The sequence below is a fragment of the Nocardia sp. NPDC051911 genome (genome assembly GCF_040681035.1).
GTDB lineage: Bacteria > Actinomycetota > Actinomycetes > Mycobacteriales > Mycobacteriaceae > Nocardia > Nocardia sichangensis.
Genome location: NZ_JBFAXY010000027.1, coordinates 46,968 through 71,556, shown reverse-complemented (window position 1 = coordinate 71,556; position 24,589 = coordinate 46,968). Strand labels below are relative to the sequence as shown.

General features: G+C 68.4%; 26 protein-coding genes. 15 read left to right on the top strand and 11 right to left on the bottom strand.

Annotated elements, in window-relative coordinates:
* Nucleotides 1–20 precede the first annotated feature (20 nt).
* On the top strand, nt 21–1,049 hold the full coding sequence (locus tag AB0L97_RS28305) for a transglycosylase SLT domain-containing protein (protein ID WP_364435228.1): 1,029 nt from the start codon (nt 21–23) through the stop codon (nt 1,047–1,049).
* A 216-nt stretch (nt 1,050–1,265) separates the two neighbouring features.
* The gene (locus AB0L97_RS28300) at nt 1,266–2,936 is read left to right on the top strand and encodes a hypothetical protein (protein ID WP_364435226.1); all 1,671 of its coding nucleotides are present in this window, start codon (nt 1,266–1,268) and stop codon (nt 2,934–2,936) included.
* Between the two features lie 162 nt (nt 2,937–3,098).
* On the opposite strand, the gene AB0L97_RS28295 is transcribed toward AB0L97_RS28300, so the two are convergent.
* Nucleotides 3,099–3,437, bottom strand: a complete 339-nt coding sequence (locus AB0L97_RS28295) for a VOC family protein (protein WP_364435224.1) — start codon at nt 3,435–3,437, stop codon at nt 3,099–3,101.
* 141 nt (nt 3,438–3,578) lie between these two features.
* On the opposite strand from AB0L97_RS28295, the gene AB0L97_RS28290 reads away from it, so the two are divergent.
* The 7 genes from AB0L97_RS28290 (at nt 3,579) to AB0L97_RS28260 (ending at nt 10,106) form a co-directional block, all read left to right on the top strand.
* Complete coding sequence (locus AB0L97_RS28290; protein WP_355078642.1) at nt 3,579–4,973, top strand: ATP-binding protein; 1,395 nt, start codon at nt 3,579–3,581, stop codon at nt 4,971–4,973.
* A gap of 25 nt (nt 4,974–4,998) precedes the next feature.
* A complete protein-coding gene (locus AB0L97_RS28285; protein WP_364435219.1) occupies nt 4,999–6,948 on the top strand; it encodes a VWA domain-containing protein in 1,950 nt (649 codons plus the stop codon).
* A gap of 457 nt (nt 6,949–7,405) precedes the next feature.
* The gene (locus AB0L97_RS28280) at nt 7,406–7,759 is read left to right on the top strand and encodes a hypothetical protein (RefSeq protein ID WP_355078644.1); all 354 of its coding nucleotides are present in this window, start codon (nt 7,406–7,408) and stop codon (nt 7,757–7,759) included.
* Nucleotides 7,749–8,582, top strand: coding sequence for a hypothetical protein (locus AB0L97_RS28275; protein ID WP_364435216.1), 834 nt, complete (start codon nt 7,749–7,751; stop codon nt 8,580–8,582). Before AB0L97_RS28280 ends, AB0L97_RS28275 begins: the two co-directional genes overlap by 11 nt.
* Complete coding sequence (locus AB0L97_RS28270; RefSeq protein ID WP_355078646.1) at nt 8,579–9,055, top strand: roadblock/LC7 domain-containing protein; 477 nt, start codon at nt 8,579–8,581, stop codon at nt 9,053–9,055. The genes AB0L97_RS28275 and AB0L97_RS28270 overlap by 4 nt, the downstream gene beginning before the upstream one ends.
* Nucleotides 9,056–9,066: 11 nt before the next feature.
* Nucleotides 9,067–9,438 carry a hypothetical protein gene (locus AB0L97_RS28265; RefSeq protein ID WP_281877699.1) on the top strand — a complete coding sequence of 124 codons (372 nt, stop codon included), beginning with the start codon at nt 9,067–9,069 and terminating at the stop codon, nt 9,436–9,438.
* A gap of 83 nt (nt 9,439–9,521) precedes the next feature.
* Nucleotides 9,522–10,106, top strand: coding sequence for an NAD(P)H-dependent oxidoreductase (locus tag AB0L97_RS28260; protein WP_355078647.1), 585 nt, complete (start codon nt 9,522–9,524; stop codon nt 10,104–10,106).
* A 139-nt stretch (nt 10,107–10,245) separates the two neighbouring features.
* On the opposite strand, the gene AB0L97_RS28255 is transcribed toward AB0L97_RS28260, so the two are convergent.
* On the bottom strand, nt 10,246–10,728 hold the full coding sequence (locus AB0L97_RS28255; protein ID WP_355078648.1) for a MarR family winged helix-turn-helix transcriptional regulator: 483 nt from the start codon (nt 10,726–10,728) through the stop codon (nt 10,246–10,248).
* A 71-nt stretch (nt 10,729–10,799) separates the two neighbouring features.
* Between AB0L97_RS28255 and AB0L97_RS28250 the strand changes: the two genes are divergently transcribed.
* Nucleotides 10,800–12,257, top strand: coding sequence for an MFS transporter (locus AB0L97_RS28250; RefSeq protein WP_364435209.1), 1,458 nt, complete (start codon nt 10,800–10,802; stop codon nt 12,255–12,257).
* A gap of 10 nt (nt 12,258–12,267) precedes the next feature.
* Here AB0L97_RS28250 and AB0L97_RS28245 read toward each other — a convergent pair whose 3' ends face one another.
* The gene (locus tag AB0L97_RS28245) at nt 12,268–13,239 is read right to left on the bottom strand and encodes a WYL domain-containing protein (RefSeq protein ID WP_364435206.1); all 972 of its coding nucleotides are present in this window, start codon (nt 13,237–13,239) and stop codon (nt 12,268–12,270) included.
* Nucleotides 13,240–13,327: 88 nt separating this feature from the next.
* Here AB0L97_RS28245 and AB0L97_RS28240 point away from each other — a divergent pair, with 88 nt between their 5' ends.
* Nucleotides 13,328–13,969, top strand: coding sequence for a TIGR03086 family metal-binding protein (locus AB0L97_RS28240; RefSeq protein WP_364435203.1), 642 nt, complete (start codon nt 13,328–13,330; stop codon nt 13,967–13,969).
* Between the two features lie 148 nt (nt 13,970–14,117).
* Here AB0L97_RS28240 and AB0L97_RS28235 read toward each other — a convergent pair whose 3' ends face one another.
* The 4 genes from AB0L97_RS28235 to AB0L97_RS28220 are packed head-to-tail and all read right to left on the bottom strand — an operon-like array spanning nt 14,118 to nt 17,692.
* Nucleotides 14,118–15,092 (bottom strand): glycine betaine ABC transporter substrate-binding protein, encoded by a 975-nt coding sequence (locus AB0L97_RS28235; protein WP_355078652.1) that lies wholly within the window; start codon nt 15,090–15,092, stop codon nt 14,118–14,120.
* Nucleotides 15,089–15,853 (bottom strand): ABC transporter permease subunit, encoded by a 765-nt coding sequence (locus tag AB0L97_RS28230; RefSeq protein WP_364435199.1) that lies wholly within the window; start codon nt 15,851–15,853, stop codon nt 15,089–15,091. The genes AB0L97_RS28235 and AB0L97_RS28230 overlap by 4 nt, the downstream gene beginning before the upstream one ends.
* Entirely contained in the window at nt 15,850–17,049 is a 1,200-nt protein-coding gene (locus AB0L97_RS28225; RefSeq protein ID WP_364435196.1) for an ATP-binding cassette domain-containing protein, read from the bottom strand. Before AB0L97_RS28225 ends, AB0L97_RS28230 begins: the two co-directional genes overlap by 4 nt.
* On the bottom strand, nt 17,042–17,692 hold the full coding sequence (locus AB0L97_RS28220) for an ABC transporter permease (RefSeq protein ID WP_355078669.1): 651 nt from the start codon (nt 17,690–17,692) through the stop codon (nt 17,042–17,044). Before AB0L97_RS28220 ends, AB0L97_RS28225 begins: the two co-directional genes overlap by 8 nt.
* A gap of 198 nt (nt 17,693–17,890) precedes the next feature.
* On the opposite strand from AB0L97_RS28220, the gene AB0L97_RS28215 reads away from it, so the two are divergent.
* The 3 genes from AB0L97_RS28215 (at nt 17,891) to AB0L97_RS28205 (ending at nt 20,740) form a co-directional block, all read left to right on the top strand.
* On the top strand, nt 17,891–18,493 hold the full coding sequence (locus AB0L97_RS28215; protein ID WP_364435193.1) for a CHAP domain-containing protein: 603 nt from the start codon (nt 17,891–17,893) through the stop codon (nt 18,491–18,493).
* A gap of 229 nt (nt 18,494–18,722) precedes the next feature.
* Nucleotides 18,723–19,850: a hypothetical protein gene (locus AB0L97_RS28210; RefSeq protein WP_364435190.1), complete on the top strand. Its 1,128-nt coding sequence runs from the start codon at nt 18,723–18,725 to the stop codon at nt 19,848–19,850.
* Nucleotides 19,851–20,026: 176 nt separating this feature from the next.
* Nucleotides 20,027–20,740 (top strand): DUF1906 domain-containing protein, encoded by a 714-nt coding sequence (locus AB0L97_RS28205; protein WP_364435187.1) that lies wholly within the window; start codon nt 20,027–20,029, stop codon nt 20,738–20,740.
* Nucleotides 20,741–20,815: 75 nt separating this feature from the next.
* On the opposite strand, the gene AB0L97_RS28200 is transcribed toward AB0L97_RS28205, so the two are convergent.
* Both AB0L97_RS28200 and AB0L97_RS28195 read right to left on the bottom strand, forming a co-directional pair.
* Nucleotides 20,816–21,193 (bottom strand): hypothetical protein, encoded by a 378-nt coding sequence (locus tag AB0L97_RS28200; protein ID WP_355078658.1) that lies wholly within the window; start codon nt 21,191–21,193, stop codon nt 20,816–20,818.
* 129 nt (nt 21,194–21,322) lie between these two features.
* Nucleotides 21,323–22,123: a hypothetical protein gene (locus AB0L97_RS28195; protein ID WP_355078659.1), complete on the bottom strand. Its 801-nt coding sequence runs from the start codon at nt 22,121–22,123 to the stop codon at nt 21,323–21,325.
* Between the two features lie 216 nt (nt 22,124–22,339).
* Here AB0L97_RS28195 and AB0L97_RS28190 point away from each other — a divergent pair, with 216 nt between their 5' ends.
* The gene (locus AB0L97_RS28190) at nt 22,340–23,674 is read left to right on the top strand and encodes a mannosyltransferase (RefSeq protein ID WP_364435325.1); all 1,335 of its coding nucleotides are present in this window, start codon (nt 22,340–22,342) and stop codon (nt 23,672–23,674) included.
* Nucleotides 23,675–23,919: 245 nt separating this feature from the next.
* On the opposite strand, the gene AB0L97_RS28185 is transcribed toward AB0L97_RS28190, so the two are convergent.
* Together AB0L97_RS28185 and AB0L97_RS28180 are read right to left on the bottom strand one after the other, a co-directional pair.
* Entirely contained in the window at nt 23,920–24,207 is a 288-nt protein-coding gene (locus tag AB0L97_RS28185; protein WP_364435182.1) for a 4a-hydroxytetrahydrobiopterin dehydratase, read from the bottom strand.
* Nucleotides 24,208–24,259: 52 nt separating this feature from the next.
* Nucleotides 24,260–24,436 carry a hypothetical protein gene (locus AB0L97_RS28180; protein ID WP_356966658.1) on the bottom strand — a complete coding sequence of 59 codons (177 nt, stop codon included), beginning with the start codon at nt 24,434–24,436 and terminating at the stop codon, nt 24,260–24,262.
* Nucleotides 24,437–24,589: the final 153 nt, after the last annotated feature.

Below are 24,589 nucleotides of genomic sequence, written 5' to 3'. Positions count from 1 at the left end.
ACCGGGGCTGGGGCGTCTCGATGAGCACCGAGCGCTGGGTGGTGAAGCTGGACCCGCCCGCGGACGCGAGCCCGGGCCTGAAGGCGGTCGTCGAAGTGGGCCGCCAGACGATCCAGACGTCGGCGGATCTGCTGGCGACGGGTTCGCCTTCGCAGGCGCCGGATGTGGTCAAGTTGCTGCGCGACGAGAAGCTCGTCACCGGTGACGAGAAGAAGTCGGTCTTGGCCGAGGGTTACGCCAACCGGGCGCAGGAGTTCGACGACATCAAGGACGACATCCGCAAGCAAGACGACAACGTCGATCTGTCCGCCTACGGCACCTACGACATCTCCAGCGGCACCTTCGTCGCTATCAGGCAGCATGTCAAAGATCTGCAGGCGACACTGGACGCGGCTCCCGGAGCGAGCCCCGGCAAGCAGTACATCGCAACGGACATCGAGATCAGGCTGGCGAACGCCGTGCTGAAGACGATCGACGACGTACACGACGAGATCGCGAAGGCCACCGACCGCGTCCAAGCGCACGCGAAGAACATCGACGGCTCCGCGCCCACCTACACCCCCTCCTCGGCGGCAGGCAACTACGTGCCGAGCAACTACATGCAGCGCAGTTATTCACCCGGCCCCGGCTTCGTGCCTGCCGCGACGAGCGCTGATTACGCCCGTTACCAGGGCAACGTCTCGGTCGACGCCGCGATCGACGGCGCGCTCGACGCGCTCGGCATCACCGATCCGGTGGCCCGCGAGTACTGGAAGCGCGGCTACCGGGTTCTGATCGAACGAGAATCCGGCGGAAATCCCAACGCCGTGAACAATTGGGACAGCAACGCGGCCGCCGGACATGCGTCCAGGGGACTTACCCAGACGATCCCCAGCACCTTCCTTGGCTACCATGCCGCTGGAACCTCCAGCAATATTCACGATCCGGTGGCCAATGTCGCCGCCAGCATGAACTACGTCATGGAGCGGTACGGTGTCTCCCGCGACGGCCACGACCTGCAAGCGAAGGTTCAGCAAGCGGATCCGAATCGTTCGCCGAAGGGCTACTGAGCCCGGGTACGGGAGCGATCCGGATGGGATCTGCGATCTGTCCTGCGGGATTCGTTCCGCTGCCACTGAGCGGCTCCGATTGCTCGTCGGGTCGAACGGATTTCGATGACGAGTTATCTTTTCGTTCTCGGCCGGGTCGGTCGTCCGGTTCGACGGCCGAGGCAGCTATGGCGCGCTGCGTCTGGAACACTCGACCGTCGGAAAGGTTCTTTGCTGATGTTCCGTCGTTTCACGACCAACGCGCCCGCCGGGGCGTCGCCGATGGATGATCTGGTGGCAGGCGCGCTGCCGGATCGGGTGCAGATCGCGCATGAGCGATTGGCGCACCAGGACGATCCGGCGCTGCTCGAAGCATTATCTGAGCGTGAGCTCGCCGCCTCCCGCGAGTTGGCCGAGCTCGTGCGTGACTATGAACGCCACGAGAAACGGGCGCGCATCCAGGCGGCCGCGGACGCCGCGGAGCGGGTGCGGCGCACGGCCGCCGAGCTGGCCGAACGGGAAGCCGCCGACTTGCTGCGGGCCGCCCAGGCGATCGGTGAGCAGCGGCACAGCAGCAGCCCGCACGCGAAAGTCGCCCGCCTGCATCAGCGCAAGCCGCGGGTGCTGGGATTGCTGGCCGGAGTCGTCGCGTTCTCGATGCTGTTCTCCGCGGTGACGGTGCAGCAGAACATCGCGCCGTCCGGCGGTGCGACCAATCCGATGTTCTGGCTGTCCTACGGTCTGGAAGCGCTGATCAGCGCGGTACTCGTCGCGCTGATGCTGTCCACCGGGGACACCGCCGAGTGGGGCGTGATCGATCGGCTGTGGCAGGTCTACACCGTCGAGGGCGTCCTGCTGACGGCGAGTATCGCGTTGAACACGTTTCCCTACATCAGGACGGGCGAGGTGGCCGGGATCGGCATCCACGCGATCGCGCCCATCATGATCGGCGTCGCGCTCGTCACCCACCGGCTCGTCGCCGAGCGATACGGGCGCGCGATCGAGCAGGCGACCGCCGCCGTCCCCGACCACGAAGATCTCCAGGAACGACTGGCGGCGCTCACCCAGGTCGGCGGCGCCGGGAACCAGATCCTGCCGAGCATCCTCATGGAGCCGACGGCTCGCCGTGCGAGCGAATCCGCCGCGAGCGAGCCGCCCGCACCCGGCCGGGAGGGCGCGGCCCCCGCGGCTCCGCAGGACGGACAGGCCGCTGCGGCGGGGCAGCAGCCCGCCGTCGAAGCCCCGATCGCCACGCCCGCCGCCGCGGCGGCCGAACTCACCGAGCTGTGGCTGGCAACGACGCCGCTGCCCGCGATCGAACGGCCGTCCGCGGCCGGCGCGGGCGGTCCGGAAGCGCCTGCCGCAGCCAGTCCGGACGAAGCTGTCCTGGACGCACGTCTGGCGGCGGCGGTGCGACAGACGCTCGACCGGATTCGCACCGGCAGGCAGGCGGAGCCGGGCGAGCAGCCGGTGGAGCCTTCCGTGGCCGTGCCCGAGCCGAGTGCCCCCGGATTCGCGGAGGCGGCCAACGAGCATGGTGCGCGCGGCGAGACCGCCGAGGCGCATCCCGAGTCGACGGCTCACAGTGCGGCCGAGGCGGTCACCGAACATATCGCGCTCTCGGCGGCCCCTGAGGTGTCCCCCGAGTCGAACGCCGTTGGCACGGTGGAGCCCACCGGGCACGTCGCGCTCTCGGAGGCTGCCGCGACGCGTTCGGAGTCGAATGGTCGTGCGCTGGAGCCGGGCATGGCCCAGCACTACGCACCCGATGGCAACGACCACGCGCCGCGGATGGAACAGGTCACGCCGGTCGGTGCCGTGCACCCGTCTCCGGTCGTGCACGAACCGGAGGACCCCGCCGCGACCGCGCCGCACGCGTCCAACGAACCGCAACTCACCACGCGATGACCTGAACGGGCCGTAATCCGTTCGGAGACAGCACAGTTCAGCAAGGCCGACTTGGCGAGTTCGTTTACGGACCGTCTTGCCGCTCACCTGCAAACGGACGGCGTGCCGGAGCGCGGACCGAATTGCGGCGCGGCGCAACGGCGCACAGTGTCTGGGGCGTTTTCAGCCCTGAGCCTGCAGACTCCAGGTGCGCCCGTCGGGATCGCGCACCGTCATTTCCTTTGTGCCGTAATGGGTTGCCTCGAACGGTGCGACCACGTCGATATCGCTGTTCGGCTGGAACGCGTCGGCGTCGGTGACGGTCAGCACCAGTTGGGTGCGGGGCGTCTGATTGTTCGGGATCTCCGCGATGAAGACATAGGGTCCGTCGCCGTTGCGGAACAGCCCGGAGTTGTGGTCGGTGGTGAATTCCGGCTCATAGCCGAGGGCTAGGAAGAATCTCGCGGTCGCGCCCCAGTTGTGCGTCTCCACGTGGACGCCCTCGATGCCCTTCGTCGTCATATCGCTCTCTCCTCGGGTTGCTTTCGGTTGTCCGGGATGTCGTCTTGATCGGCGCGCCACCCAAGCTAGCATGCTAGCAATCTAGCGTCCATCGATTTCTTTCGGTCGACCCGATGGCGGAATGGACGTAGCGTCGAATTCGTGAAAGTTCCCGAACACCTGCCCACGACCGCGGGCGAGCTACGTTCGGCCGGCTACCTGCCGCGTGGCGTGAAGACCGAGATCCGCGAGAACCTCCTGACCCTGCTGAGTTCCGGTGGCGACCCGTGGCCCGGCATCGTCGGGTTCGACCGGACGGTCGTGCCGCAGCTGGAACGCGCCCTGCTGGCGGGACACGACGTCGTGCTGCTCGGTGAGCGCGGCCAGGGCAAGACCCGGCTGCTGCGTACCCTGGTCGGCCTGCTGGACGAATGGACGCCCGTGATCGCGGGCGCCGAACTGGGCGAACATCCGCTCGACCCGATCAGCCCCGCCGGTCGTAGGCTGGCCGCCGAACTCGGCGACGAGCTGCCCGTCACGTGGCGGCATCGCTCGCAGCGGTACGCCGAGAAGCTCGCCACGCCGGACACTTCCGTCGGCGATCTGATCGGCGACGTCGACCCGGTGAAGGTGGCCGAGGGCCGCAGTCTCGGTGACCCCGAGACCATCCATTTCGGACTCGTCCCGCGCGCGCATCGCGGCATCGTTGCGATCAACGAGTTGCCAGATCTCGCCGAACGTATCCAGGTCGCGTTGCTGAACGTGATGGAGGAACGCGACATCCAGGTCCGCGGCTACACCCTGCGCCTTCCGCTGGACGTGCTGCTGGTCGCCACCGCCAACCCGGAGGACTACACCAACCGCGGCCGGATCATCACGCCGCTGAAAGACCGCTTCGGCGCGGAGATTCGCACTCACTACCCGCTCAGCGTGGAGGCCGAGGTGGCGCTGGTGCGCCAGGAGGCCGAGCTCGTTGCCGAAGTGGGCGACCCGCTGATCGAGGTGCTCGCCCGGTTCGTGCGGCAATTGCGCGAGTCGTCCGCGATCGACCAGCGGTCCGGCGTATCCGCTCGTTTCGCCGTGGCCGCGGCCGAGACGGTGGCCGCGGCGGCTTTGCGCAGGTCCGCGGTGACAGGGGAGAGCCCTGCCGTGGCGCGTCCGGTCGACCTGGAATCCGTTCCCGCCGTCTTGCGCGGCAAGCTGGAATTCGAGTCCGGGGAGGAGGGGCGTGAGCAGGAACATCTCACCCATCTGCTGCGCCGCTCGTTCTCCGAGACCGCGCGGGCCCTGCTCGGCGGATTGAATCTGCGGCCGCTGGCCGAGGCGGTCGGGGACGGGCATCTGGTCACCACCGGCGAACGCGTGCCCGGCGCGGAGGTCCTCTCGGCGTTGCCCGAACTGCCGGTCCTGCACGAGGTGGCCGGACGGCTCGGCGTCGACGCTGCCGATCCGCCGCCGCGGATCGCCTCGGCCGTCGAGTTCGCGCTGGAGGCGCTCTACCTGGCCCGGCAGATCGCGAAGGACTCCGACGACGGTCTGGCGGTGTACGGCCGATGACCGCCGCTGTTCCCGGCGAGGCATCGTGACCAACCCCGATCGCTACTCCTACGGCCCCTACCACGAGGGGCCCGATCCCTTGGCGCCCCCGCTGGACCTGCGCGAGGCACTGGACCGGATCGGTCGCGACGTGATGGAGGGCAGCTCGCCACGCAACGCCCTGCAAGAGCTGCTGCGGCGCGGCACCCGCGGCACGCCGGGATTGGAGGAGCTGACTCGCCGGTTGTGGCAGCGCCGCGCGGAGATCGCTCGCAGCCACCGGCTGGACGGCACGTTGCAGCAGGTCCGGGAACTGCTGGAGGAGGCGCTGGAAGCCGAGCGCGGCGCACTGTTCCCAGACCCCTCCGACGACGCCAGGTTCGCCGAAGCGCAGCTGGACGCCCTGCCGTCGAGCACGGCCGCCGCCGTCACCGAACTCGCCGACTACGCCTGGCGATCGGAGACCGGCCGCGAGAACTATCAGAAGATCCGTGACCTGCTCGGCCGCGAGCTGCTGGAATCGCGCTTCCAGGGCATGAAACAGGCTTTGCGGAACACCACCCCGGAGGACGTCGAGCGGGTCGGACGGATGATGTCCGACCTCAACGACCTGCTCGCCGCCCATGCCAGGGGCGAGAACACCGAGCAGCGGTTCGCCGAGTTCATGGCCGAGCACGGCGAGTTCTTCCCCGAGAACCCGCGCGACACCGAGGAATTGATCGACGCGCTCGCGGCCCGAGCCGCCGCCGCGCAGCGCATGATGAATTCGATGACCGAGCAGCAGCGCGCGGAGCTGTCCGAGTTGATCGGCCAGGCGTTCGGCGATCCGGCGATCGCCCAGCAGGTCGCCGCGCTGGACGCGCATCTGCGGGCGCTGCGTCCCGGTGAGGACTGGAACTCCGCGCGGCGGTTTCGCGGCGAGGATCCGCTCGGCCTCGGCGCGGGCGCGCAGGCCCTGCAAGATCTCGCCGAACTCGACGCGCTCGCCGAGCAACTCGGCCAGACCTACGCGGGCGCCCGGCTGGAGGACATCGATCTGGACGCGCTGGAGCGCCACCTCGGCGCGGACGCGGGCGTGGACGCCGCGCGGCTGGCCGAACTGGAACGCGAATTGCGCAGGCAAGGCATCTTCGAACGGGCGCAGGACGGCTCGCTCCGGTTGACGCCCAAGGCTTTGCGGCGTCTCGGCGAGGTGGCGCTGCGTGATGTCGTCGGGCGCTTGCGGTCTCGGCGCGGCGAACGGGACACCGCCGCGGCCGGCGCCGCGGGCGAGCCGACCGGCGGCTCCCGGGCCTGGCGCTTCGGTGATACCGAGCCGTGGGACGTGTCGCGGACCGTGCGCAATGCCGTGCTGCGGTCGGCGTCGACGGGTAATCGCCAGGTGCGGCTGGACGTTTCCGACGTCGAGATCATGGAGACCGAGCAGCGCTCCAGGGCCGCCGTCGCGCTGTGCGTCGACACGTCCTGGTCGATGGTGCAGGACGGCAGATGGGTGCCGATGAAGCGCACCGCTCTCGCGCTGCACCATCTGATCGGCACCCGGTTCCGCTCCGACGCGTTGAGCGTGATCACCTTCGGCAGGCACGCGACGACCGTGGACATCGGCGAACTCACCGCGCTGGAAGGCGTTTGGGAACAGGGCACCAATCTGCACCACGCACTGCTGCTGGCCGCGGCGCACCTGCGCAGGCACCCGGACGCGGTGCCGGTCGTGCTCGTGGTCACCGACGGTGAGCCGACCGCGCACCTGGAGCCGGACGGGGAGACCTACTTCAACTGGCCACCCGGGCAACGCACGCTGGCAGTGACGATGGCGCAGGTCGACGCCCTGGCCAAGCTGGGTGCGTCGGTGACGGTGTTCATGCTCGGCGAGGACCCGCGCCTGGCCGCGTTCGTCGACCTGGTGGCCCGCCGCAGCGGCGGCCGGGTGGTGGCGCCCGGCCTGGACGGCTTGGGCGCCGCCGTGGTCAGCGACTACCTGCGTGGCAGGCGCTGAAGTCGCGGCTTCGCGGGCGGGCAGTGCGGCCGATCTGGTGATTGCTGCGAGATCACTACTTGCCCTTGCCGTCTCCGGGCAGGTCCCTGCCGCCGTGCGCCGCGCACAGCGAGAAGACTCGCGCGGCTGTGTCGTTCCGGCGGTACACGTTCGTGCGTGCGCGGACGCAGGCGTGCCGGGGAAGTGGCACGGGGGCCGTCGAGCGGCCGTATCGAGGATTTATTGTGGCCGGGTCGGCGTGTCGGAAAACGAAAACCGAAGGGTATGAATACCAATAGGTATTTGATACCGAAAGGTATTTATCGTGCGTTTCCAGGGACGACGTTTTTTACCGGAAATTTCTCACCGATTTGCTGTACATCGCGCGGTGCCCGTGTGTAGCGTCTGGAACCCGTAAACCCCCTCACATGACAAGTGGTGGCGCGTGATCGGAATCGACGGTTGTCTGAAACGCATCATGGATATTCCCGGTGCGCGCAGCGTGACGCTGGTGGACGGTGCGAGCGGTCTGGCGATCGCCGCCGACGGCAGGCACGACCTGGTGGACGAGCACGAAGATGCCGCTGCCACAACGGATGTGGTGCGCGCGGTGCTCGCCTGTCCGGCTTTGTCGACCGACGGCGACGACGTCACCGAGATCATCGTCTACGGCACCCGCGGATATCACCTGTTGAACCTGGTGAACGGCGACTTCGACGGACGGCTTTTCGTGCACGTGCTGTTCGACGAGGACGCCGGAAATCTCGCGATGGCGCGATACCAACTGCACGGAATTCTCGACGAATTGGCCGAGGACGCGCATGAGTCCTGAACTCGCGGTCGAATTGCGGCGGTTGGAGCAGGAAGGACGTACGGGGGTGCTGCACGCGGCCGACGGTGCTTTCCATCTCGCCGAAGGCGCGATCGTTTCCGCCGACTGTCGTCGCACCACCGGGCTGGACCGGCTGGTCGTCGAAGCGGGCGTGGCGACCGCCGAGGACTGGCGGCGCGCCGATGCGGGCGATCCCGGCCGTGTGCTGGGACGGCCACGGCTGGAAACCCTCGCGATGCTCTCGGTCTTCGACGCCGCCTATTTCTTGCTGGCCTCGCCCGCCGTCCCGGAGTTCCGCCCGGCCCCACCGCACTGGCTGGCCCCCGTCTGTCACATCACGCCCCGTGCTCTCGTGCAGGAGTGCGCGCGGCGCGGCGATCCCGAGTCCGGGCCGTGGCCCGCCGACCTGGTCGATCGCGTCCCGGTCGTGCCGGTCCGCCGAGTGCGGCGACGGCGTTTGGTGCTCACCGGAGGGCAGGCGGAGGTGCTGGCCGCCGCGGATGGCAGGCGCAGCGTCGCGGAGATCGGTCGCGAACTCGGCCGTACCACCTACGGATGTCTGGTGGCGGTGCGGGATCTGACCGCGGCGGGCTTGATCGAGCCGCCCCTCGCGACGCCGGTCCCGGTGGCCGCCGGGCCGGTCGGGCTCGAGCCGGTGCGCCCCGAGTCCGTAGCGGTCGCGCCTGTGCTCGCCGAGCCGGGCCGGCTTCCCCGCCGCCGTGGCAGGCACTCGGCGCCACCGGTCCCGGTCGCCGATCGGTTGGAGCCGCCCGACCGGGACCTGCTCGTCCGCCTGCAAGCGGCTTTGGAGGAGCTCGCGTGACCACGCGGAAGAAACTGCTCGGCGATTGGATGGGAAGGTTGACCAAGGTGGCGATGTCCGGACCCGAACCGAACGCGGCGGTGCTCACGGAGTTGAAAGCGCTGCGCAATCGAGTTCCGCGACTGACCGGCGCGCTGGTCGCGTCCAACGACGGACTGTTGGTCGCCCATGATCTGCCTGCGCAGATCGAGCCGAACGGGATGGCCGCCATGGCCGCCTCGCAGCTGTCGCTGTCGCACCGGCTCGCCACCACCGCGCACGGCGGCGGGTTCAGCGAGGTCGTGGTACACGGCACCGGAGGGCACGTGGTCATCTACGCGGCGGGCTGGACGTCGCTGACCGTTTTGGCCGCCCCCGAGGTGAACATCGGCAGGCTGCATCTGGAATCCCGTCCGGCGGCCCGCGCGATCGCCGACTTGCTGACGTCGGTGACCACCGACGCGGGAAGCGAACAAGCAACGAAAACCCACTGAAAGGAAAGCATATGTCCAATATGGATCTGGCCCTCAAAGACATGATGGTGATCGACGGCGCGATCGGCGCCGCCGTCGTCGACTACAACAGCGGCATGGCGCTGGGCATGCTCGGCAGCTCCAAGTCCCTGGACCTCCAGGTCGCGGGTGCGGGCAACACCGAGGTGGTGCGTGCCAAGATGCGCACCATGGACCAGCTGGGGCTCAAAGAGGACATCGAGGACATCCTCATCACGCTGTCCGGGCAATACCACATCATCCGGCCGATGACCGGCCGCAAGTCCAAGGGCCTGTTCCTCTACCTGGCCCTGGACCGGGGACGGGCGAATCTGGCGATGGCCCGGCACCGCCTGCGGGGGATCGAAGAGGATCTGGAGGTCTGATCGGCGATCGAGCCGATTTGACCTGAACTGTTGTTCAGGTTCGACGCTGTTCTGGACACCGAACACGTCGAAGGGAATCCACCATGTCCGACCATCCGATCCAGCTCGCCCTGATCGTCGGCAGCACTCGAGCGGGCCGCTTCGGGCCGACCGTCGCCAAGTGGTTCGCCGCTCACGCCGAGCGGCGCGACGACGTCGACGTCGACGTTGTCGACCTGGCCGAAACGCCTCTGCCGGAACGGCTTTCCCATCACCCCGAACCCGAGGCGGCGCGGGCGCTGGCAGCGGTCGGCCCCCGCCTGGCCGCGGCGGACGGGTTCGTCGTCGTGACACCCGAGTACAACCACAGTTATCCGGCGTCGGTCAAGAACGCCATCGACTGGCATTACACCGAATGGCGGGCCAAGCCGGTGGGATTCGTGTCCTACGGCGGCATCTCCGGTGGCTTACGCGCGGTGGAGCACCTCCGGCAGGTGTTCGCCGAGCTGCACGCGGTCACCGTGCGCGATACGGTGAGCTTCCACGACGCGGGCGGGCGGTTCGATGCCGCGGGGCAGCCGACGGATCCGGAAATGCCGGTGGCCGCGGCCGATCAGCTGCTCGGCCAGCTGGTCTGGTGGGGCCGCGCGCTGCGGTCGGCCCGCGCCGACCATCCCTACACCGCATGACGCTTCTTCCACTCGCCCAAGGTCGGGACCGCGGAGCCTGACGCCGTGGTCCCTGGGGCAAGGGCAAATGGCGGACCTCCGGTTCGATCGGAGGTGCGTAGCCGTGCGGCGGGCAGCCCGGGTCCCGGCCGATCGTGCGTCACTCCAGCCCGGCTGGGCGCGGCCAGGGGTTGTCCTCCTTGTCCTCGACCGACTGGTTGAAACGCGCGATGAACCTGCTGAACTGGTCGATGTCGGCCTCGGTCCACTCGGCAACCACCGCGCCGATGCCTTGACGGCTCTGCTTTCGGTCGGAGGCCAAAAGATCGAGTCCCTTGGCGCTGGCGCGGATCTTGCGGGCGATGCCGCCGTCGGGGTCGGGCACCCGGTCGACCAACCCTTGCTTGCGCATGGCTCCGACCTGCCGGTTGATCGTCGAAACGTCCAGTTGAAACGCTTCGGACAGCTCACGCAGGCTCAGCGGATGGTCCAGTTCCAGTCTGGTCAGGATCAGGTACGCCGAGCGGTCGAGCTGGAAGCCGGGACGCCGGAGCACCGCGGCGGGGAAGTGCCTTGACAGCAGTGACAGCTCGAAGACGAGGCGGTACAGCGCCGCGTTGTCGCCGGGGCCGGATTCGGACATACCACACTATGTCGCGAGGATCACGTACTTTCCAAATTGTGCAGCATACACACCATATGTACCGTGCACATGTGACTGTAGCTGCCGACGCGTCCTCGAGCGTCTCTGAATCCGGCGACCGGCCCCGTCCCTCGTCGGCACTGCTCATCGCGACGCTCGGCATGGTCGGTGTCGTCGTCTCCCTCATGCAGACGCTGGTCATCCCGATCATTCCGTCGCTGCCCACGCTGTTGCACACCTCCGCGTCCAACGCCTCCTGGGTCGTGACGGCCACGCTGCTGGCCGGCGCGGTGGCGACCCCGATCAGCGGCCGTCTGGGCGATATGTTCGGCAAGCGGCGCGTCTTGTTCGCGAATCTTCTTCTGCTGATCGCCGGTTCGGTGGTCTGCGCGTCCTTCTCCACCCTGGTGCCCGAGATCGTCGGTCGCTCGCTGCAAGGCGCGGCGGTCGGCGCCATCCCGCTCGGCATCAGCATCATGCGCGACGAATTGCCCGCCGAGCGGGTGGGTTCGGCGATGGCGATCATGAGCGCCACGCTCGGCGTCGGCGGTGCGATCGGCCTGCCGGTCGCGGCGGCCATCGCGCAGAACGCCGACTGGCACGTGCTGTTCTGGACCTCCGCCGCGCTCGGCGTCGTGTGCGCCGTCCTGGTTTTCGTGTTCGTCGCGGAGTCGCCGGTGCGCACGCCCGCCCGCTTCGACTTCGGCGGCGCCGTCGGTTTGTCGGTAGCGCTGCTCGCGCTGCTCGTCGCGATCACGAAGGGCGCGGACTGGGGTTGGGCCAGCGCGCGGATCCTGACCCTGTTCGCGGTGTCGGTGGTGGTGTTCCTCGGCTGGGGCGCTTTCGAACTGCGGCAGCGTTCACCGCTGGTGGACCTGCGGGTCTCGGCGCGGCCGAGGGTGCTGTTCACCAACGCGGCCTCGATCGCCGTCGGATTCGCGCTCTACGGCATGTCGCTGACCTTCCCGCAGCTGCTGATGGCGCCGGAGCAGACCGGATACGGCTTCGGGCTGTCCATGATCACCGCCGGGTTGGCGCTGGCCCCCACCGGCTTCGTGATGATGCTGCTGTCACCGGTGTCGGCGCGGCTGTCGGCCAGCCGCGGGCCCAAGGTCACCCTCGCGCTCGGCTCCGCGGTGATCGCGGTCGGCTATCTGTGCGCGGTGGTGCTGATGAACAGCGTCTGGGAGATCATGCTCGCCGCGGTGATCGTCGCGGGCGGCGTCGGCCTGGCGTACGCGGCGATGCCCGCGCTGATCATGGGCGCGGTGCCGATCACCGAGACCGGCGCGGCCAACGGCCTCAACTCGCTGATGCGCTCGATCGGCACCTCGACCTCGGCCGCGGTGATGAGCGTGGTGCTGGCGCACATGACCATGCGGCTCGGCCCGCACCTGCTGCCCTCGCGCGACGGTTTTCACACCACCTTCCTCATCGCGATGGCCGCGGCGCTGGTCGCGATCGGTCTGACCGCCGTGATCCCGATGCGGAAGACCGCCGACGCGGCGACCACCACCGGGCATTCCTGACGCCTGGGATTCAAGCGTTCGCGACGGCGTCGGTGTACCGGCGGCCCAGGGTGCGGATATGGGCGACGAGTTCCGGCGGGCCGTCGACGCGGAAGTCCATCATCAGCATGGACAGGTAGATGGCGATCGTCTCCAGCGCGTCCGCGCCCGTGTAGAGCACGCAGGTGTCCGCGTCCACCGGCTCGACCACGCCGACGGCGGGATTGATCCTGGCGATGACGGTCTCGGCGGGCGCGAGCACGGTCACCCGGGCCTGCACCCGCCACCCGGTGGTGGCGATGTGGCGCATGACGAAGGCGACCAGGTCGTCGTCGGGAAGCGAACGCGCGGCGAAACGACGCGAACTCGTCTCCGCGCGCAGCACGCGGGCGACCGGTATCGCTCGCCAGGAGTGGTCTTCCAGGCTGTAGGCGACCAGGTACCAGCGGCGTTGCCAGTTGATCAGCCGGTACGGCTCGATCTCGACGGACGACGCGGCCCCGGCTTCGGCGATCCGGACCGTCGCTCCGTCGCGAATGGCGCCTGCGAGGGTGGTGAGCACGGCGGCGGGAACCGGTGCGTCCGGCTCGCGCGACCCCGTCGTGGCCGGGCCGATGGCCGTCGCATCCCGCAGTGCGGATACCTTGCGCTGCAATCGTTTGGGCAGGATCTGATCCAGTTTGCCCAGTGCCTTCGTGACGTGCTCGGCGATGTCCGCGATGCCGGTGGAGCCGTCCTCGGCGAGGCCGACCGCGACCGCCACGGCCACCGCTTCGTCGTCGTCCAGCAGTAGGGGAGGCATGGTCGCGCCGCGGCCGAGCCGGTAGCCGCCGACCGCGCCGCGTCCGGCATGCACCGGGTAGCCCAGTTCGCGCAGCCGCTGAATGTCCTGCCGCAGTGTGCGATCGGTGACGCCGAGGCGCTCGGCCAGCTCCCGGCCGGTGTACGCACGGTCCTGTAGCAGGGCCAGCAATCGCAGCAGACGCGGTGTGGTCGATGCCACTTTCGCCCTCCTCGCTGATTAGGAACAAAAGTAGCCTAATTGCCGAATAGGCTTGTGTCATCAGCGAGAACGACCGAAAGGCTCCGACATGAACGCCACCGCCACCGCCGCCGCGACTCTGCTCCCCGTTTGGCGGGACGTGCTCGCCGATTCCTACCGCGCGCTGGAGAGCGTCGTCGCCGGTGTGCGAGCGGATCAGTGGCACCTGCCCACCCCGTGCTCGGAATGGGATGTGACGCAGGTGCTGCAGCACGCCGTCGGTGACCAGCTGGCCTACGCCCAGGCCCTCGGCATCGGAGAGGGTCCGGCCTACAACCCGTTCGCGCCTTCCGGCACGATCGACGGCTCCCCCGGGGACGCGGTGCGTGCGGCGGTCGAGCAGACCGCCTTCGCCTGGACCACGGTCGACGACGCCACCGAGACCGTGCCGACGCCGCTGCCGCACGGCGCGCTCGCCACTCCGGTGGCCGCGGTCATGTGCGCGCTGGATGCCGGGGTGCACGCCTGGGACATCGCGATCGCGACCGGCCAGCCGTCGCCGTTGACCGACGAACTCGCCGCCGCCCTGCTCATCGCCGCGCGGGCCGCTCACCCCGCGCCCGGCAGCGGCGAGACGGCCGAGATCATCGAGCCGCTGCGTCAGTGGGGTGCTTTCGCCGCGATCGTCGACGGTCCGGCCGACGGCGCTCTCGGAGAGCTCTTGCGCTACTTGGGCCGCGATCCGCGCTGAACCTGCCTGGCAGGACGCTGGGCTCACCTGGTGAGCCCAGCGGACGGCGTACCGGAGCCTGATCCAGCGATGCGGCCTCCAAACGCCTCAGGGACAGCGGTTTCCTCCGATCAGCTGTTCGGAGGCGTCGCTCTCCACGCGACGGAAATCAGCGCGCGGTGACGAATCCCTGGGTGACCATCCAGTCCCTGGCCACCTCCGCGGGCTCGCGTCCGTCCACGTCGACCTGACGGTTGAGTTCGGTGATGGCCTCGTTGGTGAGGCGCTGCGAGATCGGCGTCAGGATCGTGTCCACCTGCGGATGCGCCTCGGCGAAACTCCGGCGCATCACCAGCGCCGCGTTGTACTTCGGGAAGAAGCCGCGATCATCTTGCAGCAGAATGAGATTCAGCGCTGGGATGCGTCCGTCGGTGGCCGCGACCGAGCCGAAGCGGCACTGCCTGCCGTCGGCGGTCGCCTGGTAGACCACGGCGTCCTGCACGATCTGCTTGCGGACCTTGCTCGCGTCGATCTCGTACTTGCGGGCCAGGCCGGGAAATCCGTCCTGGCGGACGTTGAACTCGGTGCCGACGCAGATCGCCGCGGCGGCCGGATCGGCGGCCGCCAGTCTGGCGTAGTCCGACAGCGTGCGCACACCGGTCTCCTGGGCGGTGCGGGCGCTCATGACCAGCGCGTAGGTGTTGTTCATCGGCGCGAGCGCCGTCCAGAGCATGCCGTGCGCGGCGAGGTCGGCGTCGCGCACCGCCTGGAACTGGCCGATCTCGTCCGGCACCGGTGTCTCGTTGCCGAGATAGTTGATCCAGCCCGTTCCGGTGTAGTCGTAGGCGAGGTCGATCTGCCCGTGCAATTGGGCATCGCGCACGCTGTTGGAGCCCTGGATGTTGGTCAGGTCGCGCACCTCGGCGCCCGCCGCCGAGAGAGCGAACTCGATCAGATAGCCGAGGATGTTCTGCTCCGTGAAGTCTTTGGAACCCACCGTGACCTGCACACCCTCCAGTTCGGGCACGGGCCGGATGCTGCCGGGGCCGACTCGAAGCGGCACCGCGCCGCCGGATTGCAGCCCGCAGGCGGCCAGCAACGTCAAGCCCAGGCCGAGGGTCAGCGCGCGCCACGCCCGGATCATTTCAGCCCCTTCGGCCCGAGAAACGCTTCGGCGAGCGCGCCGAGCCAGTCCACCAGCAGGGCCAGCGCCACCGCGAGCACCGCGCCGACCACCAGGGTGACGTTGTCGCGCAGCTTGTAGCCGGTGTCGATCAGAATGCCGAGCCCGCCCGCGCTCACCAGGAACGACAGCGTCGCGGTGCCGACCGCGAGCACCAGCGAAGTGCGCAGCCCGGCCAGGATGTAGGGCACCGCGAGCGGGAATTCGATGCGCCGCAACACCGTCACGGCCGACATGCCCTGGCCGCGCCCCGCATCGATGAGCGTCCGGTCCACCTGCTCATAGCCCAGAATGGTGTTGCGCAGCACCGGAAGCAGCGAATAGAACGCGATCGGCGCCACGCCGATCCAGAAGCCGGTGGTGCGGGTGGCCAGGTAGAACAGCACGATCAGGCCGATGGCCGGTGCGGCCGCGCCGATATTCGCGATACCGACGAAAACGGGTGTGAGCCGCCGGAATCCCGGTCGCGTGAGCAGGGTTCCGAGCGGGACAGCCACCGCGACGACGATCAGCACCACGGTCGCGGTGATCCGCACGTGCTGCCAGGTGACGGTCGCGACGTTGCCCGCGTTCAGGCTCGCTTGCTGGGTGACGGTCAGGTCGCGGGCGAACGCCCACACCAGCACGCCCGCGGTGAGCACGAGCACGACCACCGGCTGCACGACCAACCGGATGCGCTCGGCCCTGCGCTGGGTGGCGGGTGACGCGGTGGCGGTGGTCATGGTGCGCCGTCCGTCGCGGAACGCCCGGCTCCGTGCTCGGCGCGCAGGGCCGACAGGTGGCCGACCAGGGTGTCGATGGTGATCAGCCCGGCGTACTCGCCGCGCGCGCCGGTCACCACCGCGGTCGCGCTCTGATGGGTGAGCAGGGCTTCGAGCGCGTCCTGCAGCGTCGATTTCAGCGCCAGCGTCTCCGGCACCGGCGTTCCCAGATCGCGCAGCGAATCGGCGTGGGCCAGTTGTTCGGCCGAGACCCAGCGGCGTGGCTTGCCATGACCGTCCAGTACCAGCGCCCACGGCCAGTCGCGGTCCGCGAGCGCGGCGCGCAACTCGTCGACGGTGTCCTGTTCGGTGGCGGTGGGGCAGTCGCCGAGTTCGACATCCCCGACCCGGGTCAGGGTGAGCTGTTTGAGCGAGGCGTCCGCGCCGACGAAACCGGCGACCGTCTCGTCGGCCGGGTCGGCCAGGATCGCCGCGGGTGTGTCGTATTGCAGGATCCTGGACCGGTCGCCGAGCACGGCGATGCGGTCGCCGAGCTTGACCGCCTCGGTGAAATCGTGGGTGACGAACACGATCGTCTTGCCGAGTTCGCCTTGCAGCCGCAGCAACTCGTCCTGCAGCAATCCCCGGGTGATCGGATCGACCGCGCCGAACGGCTCGTCCATCAGCAGCACGGGCGGGTCTGCCGCCAATGCCCTGGCCACGCCGACGCGCTGCTGCTGGCCGCCGGACAGCTGGCGGGGATAGCGGTCGCGGAAGGTGCCTGGATCGAGACCGACCAGCTCGAGCATCTCGTCGACCCGTGCCGCGACGCGCCGCCGGTCCCAGCCGATCAGGCCCGGTACGGTCGCGACGTTCTTCGCGACGGTCAGGTGCGGGAACAATCCCGCCTGCTGGATCGAATAGCCGATGCCGCGGCGCAACCGGTCGGGCTGGATCGTGGCCGCGTCGCGGCCGTCGATCGTGATGGTTCCGGAGGTGGGCTCGATCAGCCGGTTGATCATTCGCATGGTGGTGGTCTTGCCACAGCCGGACGGCCCGACCAGGACCACGATCTCGCCGGCCGGGATGGTCAGCGAGACGCTGTCCACAGCCGGATCACGCTGTCCCGGATAGTGTTTGGTCACCGCGTGCAGCACGATCTCGACGCCGGAGACGACGGATGCCGCGCGGCCGTCGCTGGTTTCGGTTTCAGTCACGAATTCCCCTGGAAGTGGTGAGCCGCCCGACCAGGACGTAGATCCCGTCGAGGACGAGTGCGAGGACGACGACGAGGATCGTGCCGACCAGCGCCTGTGGCACCGCGTTCGGGCTGCCCAGGCGCGCGAGTCCGGAGAAGATCAGGTTCCCGAGTCCGGGGCCCTTGGCGTATGCCGCGAGGGCGAGAATCCCCATGATCAGCTGGGTGCTCACCCGCATACCGGCCAGAATCGCGGGCCACGCCAGCGGCAGTTCGATCCGGGCGAGCACCCGCAGCCGGTTCATCCCGACGCCGCGGGCGGCGTCGGTCACGGCCGGATCCACCGAGGCGAGTCCGATGATGGTGTTGCGCATGATCGGCAGCAGCGCGTACACCACGAGCGCTGTGATCGTCGGTGCGACACCGAGACCGAGCACCGGGATCAGCAGGCCGAGCAGCGCGAACGACGGAACGGTGAGCACCGCGCCCGCCAGCGCGGAGGCGATCGACGAGCCGAACGGGCTGCGGTAGACCAGGATTCCGATCAGAACCGAGACCACCGTCGCCAGCAGCACCGATTGCACCACGGCCGAGACGTGCAGGTAGGAGTCGACCAGCAACTGGTGCCGCCGGTGCACGATGAATGTCCACAGCGTGTCCAGGGCCGTACCTCCCCATCGGCTGGTCTCTCCGGAGACTAGCGCGGTTTTACCGGTGCCGTCCATGATTTCGGCTCCACCGGGTTGCCCCTCCGCTCGGTCGCCGAAACCAGGCGGACGGCGCGGGGAACCGTTCGGCGTGCTCGTGCGTCGAATTCCATAAGCTCGACAACAAAGTCACACGAACGAATCGGGGGAGCGATGACACAACAACGGGGAACACGATCGGGGCGGTGGGTCGCGCTCGCATTGGTGGTGCTCGCCGTGGCCGCCGCCGGGATCGGCGGTGGTCTCTGGTGGCAGGACCGTACGGACCACCGGGCGATCGCGGGCGAGCGCCTCACCGAGTTCCCCGCGCTGGACCGTTCGGCGCTCGACGCGGCCCAGGCCGGAATCGTCGCGGTCGCCGAGCGCGAGTTCACCGATCCCGGCGCGGGGACGAAATACGCGGAAGGAGCCGAGGAGGCGTGGTGCGCCGATTTCGTCAGCTGGGTGCTGCGCGAGGCCGGTGTGCCGCTGGCCAACCCGAATTCGGGTTCGTGGCGGATTCCCGGCGTCTATACCTTGCGGGAGTATTACGAGAGCGTCGGCCGGTTCGTCCCGAGCGGCTCGAACTATCGACCGCGGACCGGTGACGTGCTGCTGTACGGAGAGCCCAGTCCGTTCGGACAACACACGAACATCGTCCTGCGAGTCGAGGGCGGCCAGGTGACCACGATCGGCGGCAACGAGTACGGCGCGGTGCGCATCCACCGGTTCGTGCTGGGCGACATAACCGGGGTGGTCGGTTTCGGCCGATTGTGAAGATCACTTCCATCGAACGGGATTCGACCGATATGCGGGTGAAACGGGGTGCCGGATAGTCCTACGATGGGAGGCGGCGGTGCCCGGCAGCGCCGCCGCCGGTCCCCGCCCTGCTTCCCCCTCATCGGCAGGACGGGGATCTCGGGCCGCAGTGCGTTCCGGGGTGGGACGAGATCGGTCGCGTACCGTGTCGGGTGTCCATCGAGAGGTGAGGGTTGCGGAACTAGCGATGCATCCGACCGACGAACCGAGTAGTGCGCCCGGCTGGATCGACTACGCCGAGTTCGGCGAGCGTTTCGTCACGCACGCCGTGAACGCCGCTCGTATCGAGTCCGCGGTCTCCGGCATGGCGGGCCGCGGCATGACCATCGGCCCTGTCTCGATCGGCCCGGCCGGGCTCGCCGGATTCGTCGCCGAGGGGAAGGTCGGCGCCCCGCGCGTCCTGCGCAGCGGCCCGAAGGTCACCTTCGACGTCACCGTTCCGGTGTCGCTCACCTTGAAGGTGCTGCTCGGCGGCCGGAAACTGCGGCTGGAGGCCAGGGTGGAGATCGATCTGACCCTGCACGCCCGCACCGCCGAACCCGTGCTCGTCGTCATCGATATCCCACCGATCACCCAGCGGGACATCAGTTTCGTCTTGCGCGCCCAGGCGGTGGATTCGGCGTGGGAATGGTTGCTCGACCCGATCGCGGGCGTGGTGCAGCGAGAGGTCGCCTCCCGGGTGAACGCCATGCTTGCCGACCCGCAGACCCGCAGGGGGCTGGTGTTCGACCTCGAGGCCATGGTCGCGGGCAAGCGTTCGCCGTATCGGGACGAGCTCGCGTTCGATTGGATCGGCTACGACGAGTTCGGGCATCGGTTCTTCTCCCGCATCGTGACGCGCGAGCGAGTGTGGGACGTGGTGGAACGGCTGGCGGGCAGGCTGATCGAGGTCGGTCCGCTGCGGACCGGACCGCGCGCGAGCGCCGTCGTGACCGTTCGGGGAACGGTACGGATGCCGCGGCTGACGGACCGGTCGACGGAGCCGGTCGCGTTCGATCTGACCCTGCCGGTGAGCCTGGACATCACGGTCGACGTGTTGAAAGCCAATCGCTATCGCGCTGACGTCGAGGTGCCTTTGGTACTCACCGCCCGCGCTGCCGACCCCTTGCGGGTGGTGATCGACGTGCCGCCGCCCGACCCGGCCGACATTCGGATGGAATTCACCGCGCAGGGTGCCCGCGCGGCCGCGCTCGGCGCGCTCGCCGGGATAAAGAAGCAGGTCGTGGCGCAGGTGGCGGCGGTGATCCGCAAAGAACTGGCCGATCCAGCGATGCGCGCCATCGATGTCGCCGCGCGCATCGACGGCATTGTGTGACCGGTAGCGTCGTCGAGCGTATGTGGCGAATGTGAAACGTGATTCTCCTGGGTCTAGCGGTTCCAGTGTGAATATGGTGAAATGAGTTCACGTTCGAGGCTCCCGGCGCGCGGTGGATTGGGGAAGGTGCGCCGGGCACGCTGCCATCCATGTCGGGTTGCGCGAAGGAGTCGACGATGCGTTCCAATTCGGTATCCCGGCGTGATCTGTTCGCCTACACGGCCGCCGCGGCCGTCGTCGGCATGACCGCCGCGGCAGCTCCCGCGTCCGCGCGACCAGCGCTGGGCACCCTCATCGATTACGCCGGAGGCGTTCCCTCCGCTGCGGCGATCCGCGACGCCGGACATATCGGCGTGATCCGCTACGTGTCCGATCGCAGGCCCGGCGCCGAGTGGATGGCGGGCAAACCGCTGCGATCCTCCGAAGTCGACGATCTCAAAGCGGCTGGTCTGCAGATCGTCTCGTGCTACCAATTCGGCAAGGGACCGACCGCGGACTGGCGTGGCGGGCTGGAGGCGGGCAAGCGGCACGCCGAGCGCGGGCTCGCGTTGCACCGCGCCGCCGGTGGCCCGGACAACGTGCCCATCTACGCGTCCATCGACGACAACCCCTCCCCGGTCGACTTCGCCACCATGATCGCGCCGTACCTACTGGGCTGGCAGGCAGTGCTCGGCACGGAGAACACCGGCGTCTACGCGAACACCCCGACCATCGAGCTGGCCCGCACCGCGAGCCTGGGTTCCTGGTACTGGCAGCACAACTGGGGCACACCCAAGGGCTTCGTGCACCCCGCCGCCAACCTGCACCAGGTCGAGATCGACAAGCAATCCATCGACGGTGTGGGGATCGATGTGAACAACGTGCTCACGCCCGAATACGGGCAGTGGTGAGCAGCTGCCGCGGTACGTGCCTGCTCGCCTCCACCCCGCTTTTCGAGCGAAGTGAGACCGAGCAGCTGCCGAATATTACGTCTGGCAGTGGCTTATCGGGGTGACGCGCAGATCGGGCTCGTCGTCCGGAACGACCCGCAGGGAGGGGCGGCTGTCCGGAGCCTCGTGATCGCCGAGCCAGGACAGCAGCGACCACCGGGACAGGCCGGAGAACGCGGAGCCGAGGCTGGCGAACGAGAACGACGAGATCGCCGACCCGAACGATCCCACGGATCCGATCGACAGCACCGAGCCCACGCTGCCGATGGACAGGACCGAGTAGGCCGAGCCGATCGAGAGGATGGAACCCTCCGAGCGGATCGACAGGATGGAACGGTGCGAGCGCCTGCTCCGGATCGAATGACCCGGCTGTCTCGAACAGTCCGCGGATTTCGAGAAAACGGTGGTCGCCATAGATAGCGGTCTACCACAGTCCGGCCACCTCGTGTGGCTGCGCGGCAGATCGATACGAGGTATTCGCCGAGTCACCGCAACGCCGAAAGGGCGACGACCCCGATGGAGTCGCCGCCCTCGACCGGAAGCTCAGCCTACGGTGAAGAATCCGAGCGTCGGCAGGAAGGAGCAGGTCCGCGCCTCCGCGTCACCGGACTGGGTGGTCAGCGAGCCGGAGACGACCGCGACGACGCGGCCGTTGCCCGTGTCGGCGATCGCGGACAGCGTGGCGGGGCCGTCCGGGTTGATCTTGGCCTCGTCGGTCAGCGGCAGGACGCCCGACTGGCGGGTGTCGAGGTTCAGCCACTGCACCGTCATCGGCGGGTTCTGCACCGGCGTCGGCCCCTTGGTGCCGAGCGCGGTGAAGACGAACCCGGTCTGGCCCGCCTGCGGGCCGGGTGGCGGCAGCGTGGCGGGCCCGGGCACGGCGAGGGCGGTACCCACCGAGTCGGCGGACGGGCCGATGCAGCCCTTGCCGATGCTCGGGTAGAGGAACTGGGCGATCACCGGTCCGTCCTGCGGTACCTCGGGGCCTCCGCCGCCGCTGCCGTCCAGGAAGGTGATGATCCGTTCCAGCGTCGACTTGATCTGCGGCGGAAGGTTCAAAGTGGCCAGCAGCCTGCGGGCCTGATCGAGGATGGCCGACTGCGGACCCGCGACGCCGGCCGGGCTCGCGATATCCGCGGGGCCCGCGACGGCGCCGACGATGGCTGGGGCGAGCGCGGCCAGCGCATCCACGGGAACGCCTTCGGGCACCATGGGAACGCTGTTCGTAGTCGCCACGGGGGCGGTCGCGGGAGCCGCGATTGCTGTCGTCGGCGCGGCGAGCGTGGCACTCGCCGCGACGGCGAGTGCGGACAATGCGATCCGCGATCCTCGGGTGCGAAGCACTGGTCTGGCCGTCCTTACCTCGGGGTACATCTGGGTTCGATTGCTAAAAGCCATCGTTTCGGGGGTCACTCTAGGGACATTGCGGCTATGTGTACAGCTGCGGCGTCCGGAAAGCGCCGTGGACGATCAGTGTTAGCAGAAGATACCGCGCCCAGATGTTACTGATGTGAAAGTTGATGCAAATGTTATCGGTGGTTCGAGGGTGGAACCGACCGGATTCGCGCTGCGGCTAATCTAATCGGTGCCGTCCGCGCTGTCGCCTCGACATCGAACTCCGGGCGCGCCAACCGACGCACCGCACCCGAGCCGAAAGCCAGCGATTTGAATCGTCACCTCCGATGGGCCGTGTCGGTGCTGGGCCTGTCCGTGCTGGCCCGGCTGCTCTGGATGCTGCTGTCCCCGAATGGGATGAACCTCGTCGACCTGCATGTCTACGTCGGCGGGTCGGCCGCGTTGTTGACCGATCAGCTCTACGACTTCACCTATGCGGAGAAGACTCCGGACTTCCCGTTGCCGTTCACTTATCCGCCTTTCGCGGCGTTGGTATTCTTCCCGCTGCACTATCTGCCGTTCACCCTGGTCGCGGTGGCTTGGTTGCTGGCCATCGCCGCGGCGCTGTACGCGGTGGTGCACATCAGTCTCGAGCTGCTGTTCGGGGCGCAGCGGCTGCGCACGCCGCAGTGGCGGGCCGCCACCGTCGGGTGGACCGCGCTCGGGCTGTGGCTGGAGCCGGTCCGAACCACGATGGACTACGGCCAGGTCAATGTCTTCCTGGTGCTCGGTGGGATGCTCGCGGTTCGCAGTTCGCGGTGGTGGCTGTCCGGTGGACTGGTCGGAATAGTCGCGGGCATCAAACTGACGCCGGCGATCACCGGGTTGTACTTCGTCGCGCGCAAGCGCTGGGCGACGGTGGCGTGGTCGGCCGTGGTCTTCGGCGCGACGGTAGGGCTGAGTTTCCTGATCGCGCCGGTCGAGGCGCGTCGGTATTTCGGCACACTGCTCGGTGACGCCGACCGGATCGGTCCGGTGGGGTCGGTGTGGAACCAGTCGCTGCGGGGCACACTGAGCCGCATCCTCGGCTACGACGTCGAGTCCGGCCCGTGGTGGATCGCGGCCGTGCTCGTCGTGGCGGTGCTGGCGTTCCTGGCTTGGCGCGCGCTCGGCGCGGACGACCGGCTCGGCACGCTGATCGTGGTGCAACTGTTCGGGCTGATGGTCTCGCCGATCTCGTGGTCGCATCACTGGGTGTGGCTACTGCCGACGGTGCTCTGGGTGGTGTACGGGCCGCTGCGCCGGGCGCCCGGCGCGCGGGTGATCGCCGGGTACTGGCTGGTGACCATGCTCGTCGGCGTGCCGTGGGTGCTGTCGTTCTTCCAGGATTCGATCTGGACCATCTCGCGCCCGGGCGTACTGGCCTGGCTCGGCGCCGTCGACGTGCTCGGCGTTCTGGCGTTCTACCTCTGGGTGATCCGCTTCGGAGCCAGGTACACGCGATCGGCCGAGGACGAAGAAGCGCGCGCAACCACCGAGGGCCCCGCGCGCACCGCATAAGGTACTCGCCCGACTCTACTTCGATCAGCGTCGAGCGGCGATCAGCGGAGACTCGAACTTCTGGCTGGAACGCGACACGGCGGCCCGGCTCCCGGTTTCGAGCGAAGCGAGACCGAGCATGCCCCGTTCGCGGCCCGGCTCGCGTCCGAGCGGCCGCCGCCTCCGCGACGCAGTCGCCAGCGGCGGTCGCTCGGACGCGAGCCATAAGAGGGCCGCGAACACGCAGCGCCGAAGGCGCTGCAAAATCAACAGAGCCGGTCTATTTCATGTGCCAGTGCTACATCCAGCGCGGTGAGCCCGCCCGCCGAGTGTGTCGACAAGCTGAATGTGACCTTGCGCCAGCGGATATCGATGTCGGGGTGATGGTTCGCCTCCTCCGCGACTTCGGCGACGCGGCGCACCAGTTCGATGCCCGCGGGGAAGGTGGCCGCCTCGACGGTGCGCGTCAGGTTGTCCCCTGACCTGGACCACTCGGGCAATTCGGTGAGAGCGTCGACGATTTCGGGTTCGGAGAGCAGTGTTTGCTGCGCCATAACACTCCTTACTACTCGCCTCGGGCCGCCCCGGAAAGGGTGGCGGCGGGGGTCAGGCAGCGCGCGCCTGCTTGAGTGCCTTCTTCAGATCCTTGCCGGTGACACCGGCCGCTTCGCACTTCTTCATCCGCATGATGACCACGGGGCACTTCACGCAGCGCGTCTTCTTCCGACAGCACTTCTTCTTCGGTTTCAGGCTCGAAACCTTCTTGGCTTTGACCTTGCCCACGGCGGTTAGCATAGCCTTAGTACAAAGGCTGAAACGGTGCCTCGAACCGACTGCCGGTAGGGTATAGCTCGCCGCGATGCCTGGTGAGTTTCGATTCTCCACCTGTTCGCAGGGAGACCGGCGTGTGCGTCAGGCCCCGGAGGCGGCAGCCTG

Excerpts from the sequence above, each read along its gene's own strand:
- AB0L97_RS28280 (WP_355078644.1), top strand. The coding sequence starts at position 7,406 with ATGGATATTCCCGGTGCGCGCAGCGTGACGCTGGTGGACGGTGCGAGC.
- AB0L97_RS28295 (WP_364435224.1), bottom strand. The coding sequence starts at position 3,437 with ATGACGACGAAGGGCATCGAGGGCGTCCACGTGGAGACGCACAACTGG.
- AB0L97_RS28300 (WP_364435226.1), top strand. The coding sequence starts at position 1,266 with ATGTTCCGTCGTTTCACGACCAACGCGCCCGCCGGGGCGTCGCCGATG.
- AB0L97_RS28305 (WP_364435228.1), top strand. The coding sequence starts at position 21 with ATGAGCACCGAGCGCTGGGTGGTGAAGCTGGACCCGCCCGCGGACGCG.
- AB0L97_RS28200 (WP_355078658.1), bottom strand. The coding sequence starts at position 21,193 with ATGGCGACCACCGTTTTCTCGAAATCCGCGGACTGTTCGAGACAGCCG.
- AB0L97_RS28210 (WP_364435190.1), top strand. The coding sequence starts at position 18,723 with ATGCATCCGACCGACGAACCGAGTAGTGCGCCCGGCTGGATCGACTAC.
- AB0L97_RS28185 (WP_364435182.1), bottom strand. The coding sequence starts at position 24,207 with ATGGCGCAGCAAACACTGCTCTCCGAACCCGAAATCGTCGACGCTCTC.
- AB0L97_RS28275 (WP_364435216.1), top strand. The coding sequence starts at position 7,749 with ATGAGTCCTGAACTCGCGGTCGAATTGCGGCGGTTGGAGCAGGAAGGA.
- AB0L97_RS28205 (WP_364435187.1), top strand. The coding sequence starts at position 20,027 with ATGCGTTCCAATTCGGTATCCCGGCGTGATCTGTTCGCCTACACGGCC.
- AB0L97_RS28255 (WP_355078648.1), bottom strand. The coding sequence starts at position 10,728 with ATGTCCGAATCCGGCCCCGGCGACAACGCGGCGCTGTACCGCCTCGTC.
- AB0L97_RS28230 (WP_364435199.1), bottom strand. The coding sequence starts at position 15,853 with ATGACCACCGCCACCGCGTCACCCGCCACCCAGCGCAGGGCCGAGCGC.
- AB0L97_RS28265 (WP_281877699.1), top strand. The coding sequence starts at position 9,067 with ATGTCCAATATGGATCTGGCCCTCAAAGACATGATGGTGATCGACGGC.
- AB0L97_RS28260 (WP_355078647.1), top strand. The coding sequence starts at position 9,522 with ATGTCCGACCATCCGATCCAGCTCGCCCTGATCGTCGGCAGCACTCGA.
- AB0L97_RS28215 (WP_364435193.1), top strand. The coding sequence starts at position 17,891 with ATGACACAACAACGGGGAACACGATCGGGGCGGTGGGTCGCGCTCGCA.
- AB0L97_RS28240 (WP_364435203.1), top strand. The coding sequence starts at position 13,328 with ATGAACGCCACCGCCACCGCCGCCGCGACTCTGCTCCCCGTTTGGCGG.
- AB0L97_RS28235 (WP_355078652.1), bottom strand. The coding sequence starts at position 15,092 with ATGATCCGGGCGTGGCGCGCGCTGACCCTCGGCCTGGGCTTGACGTTG.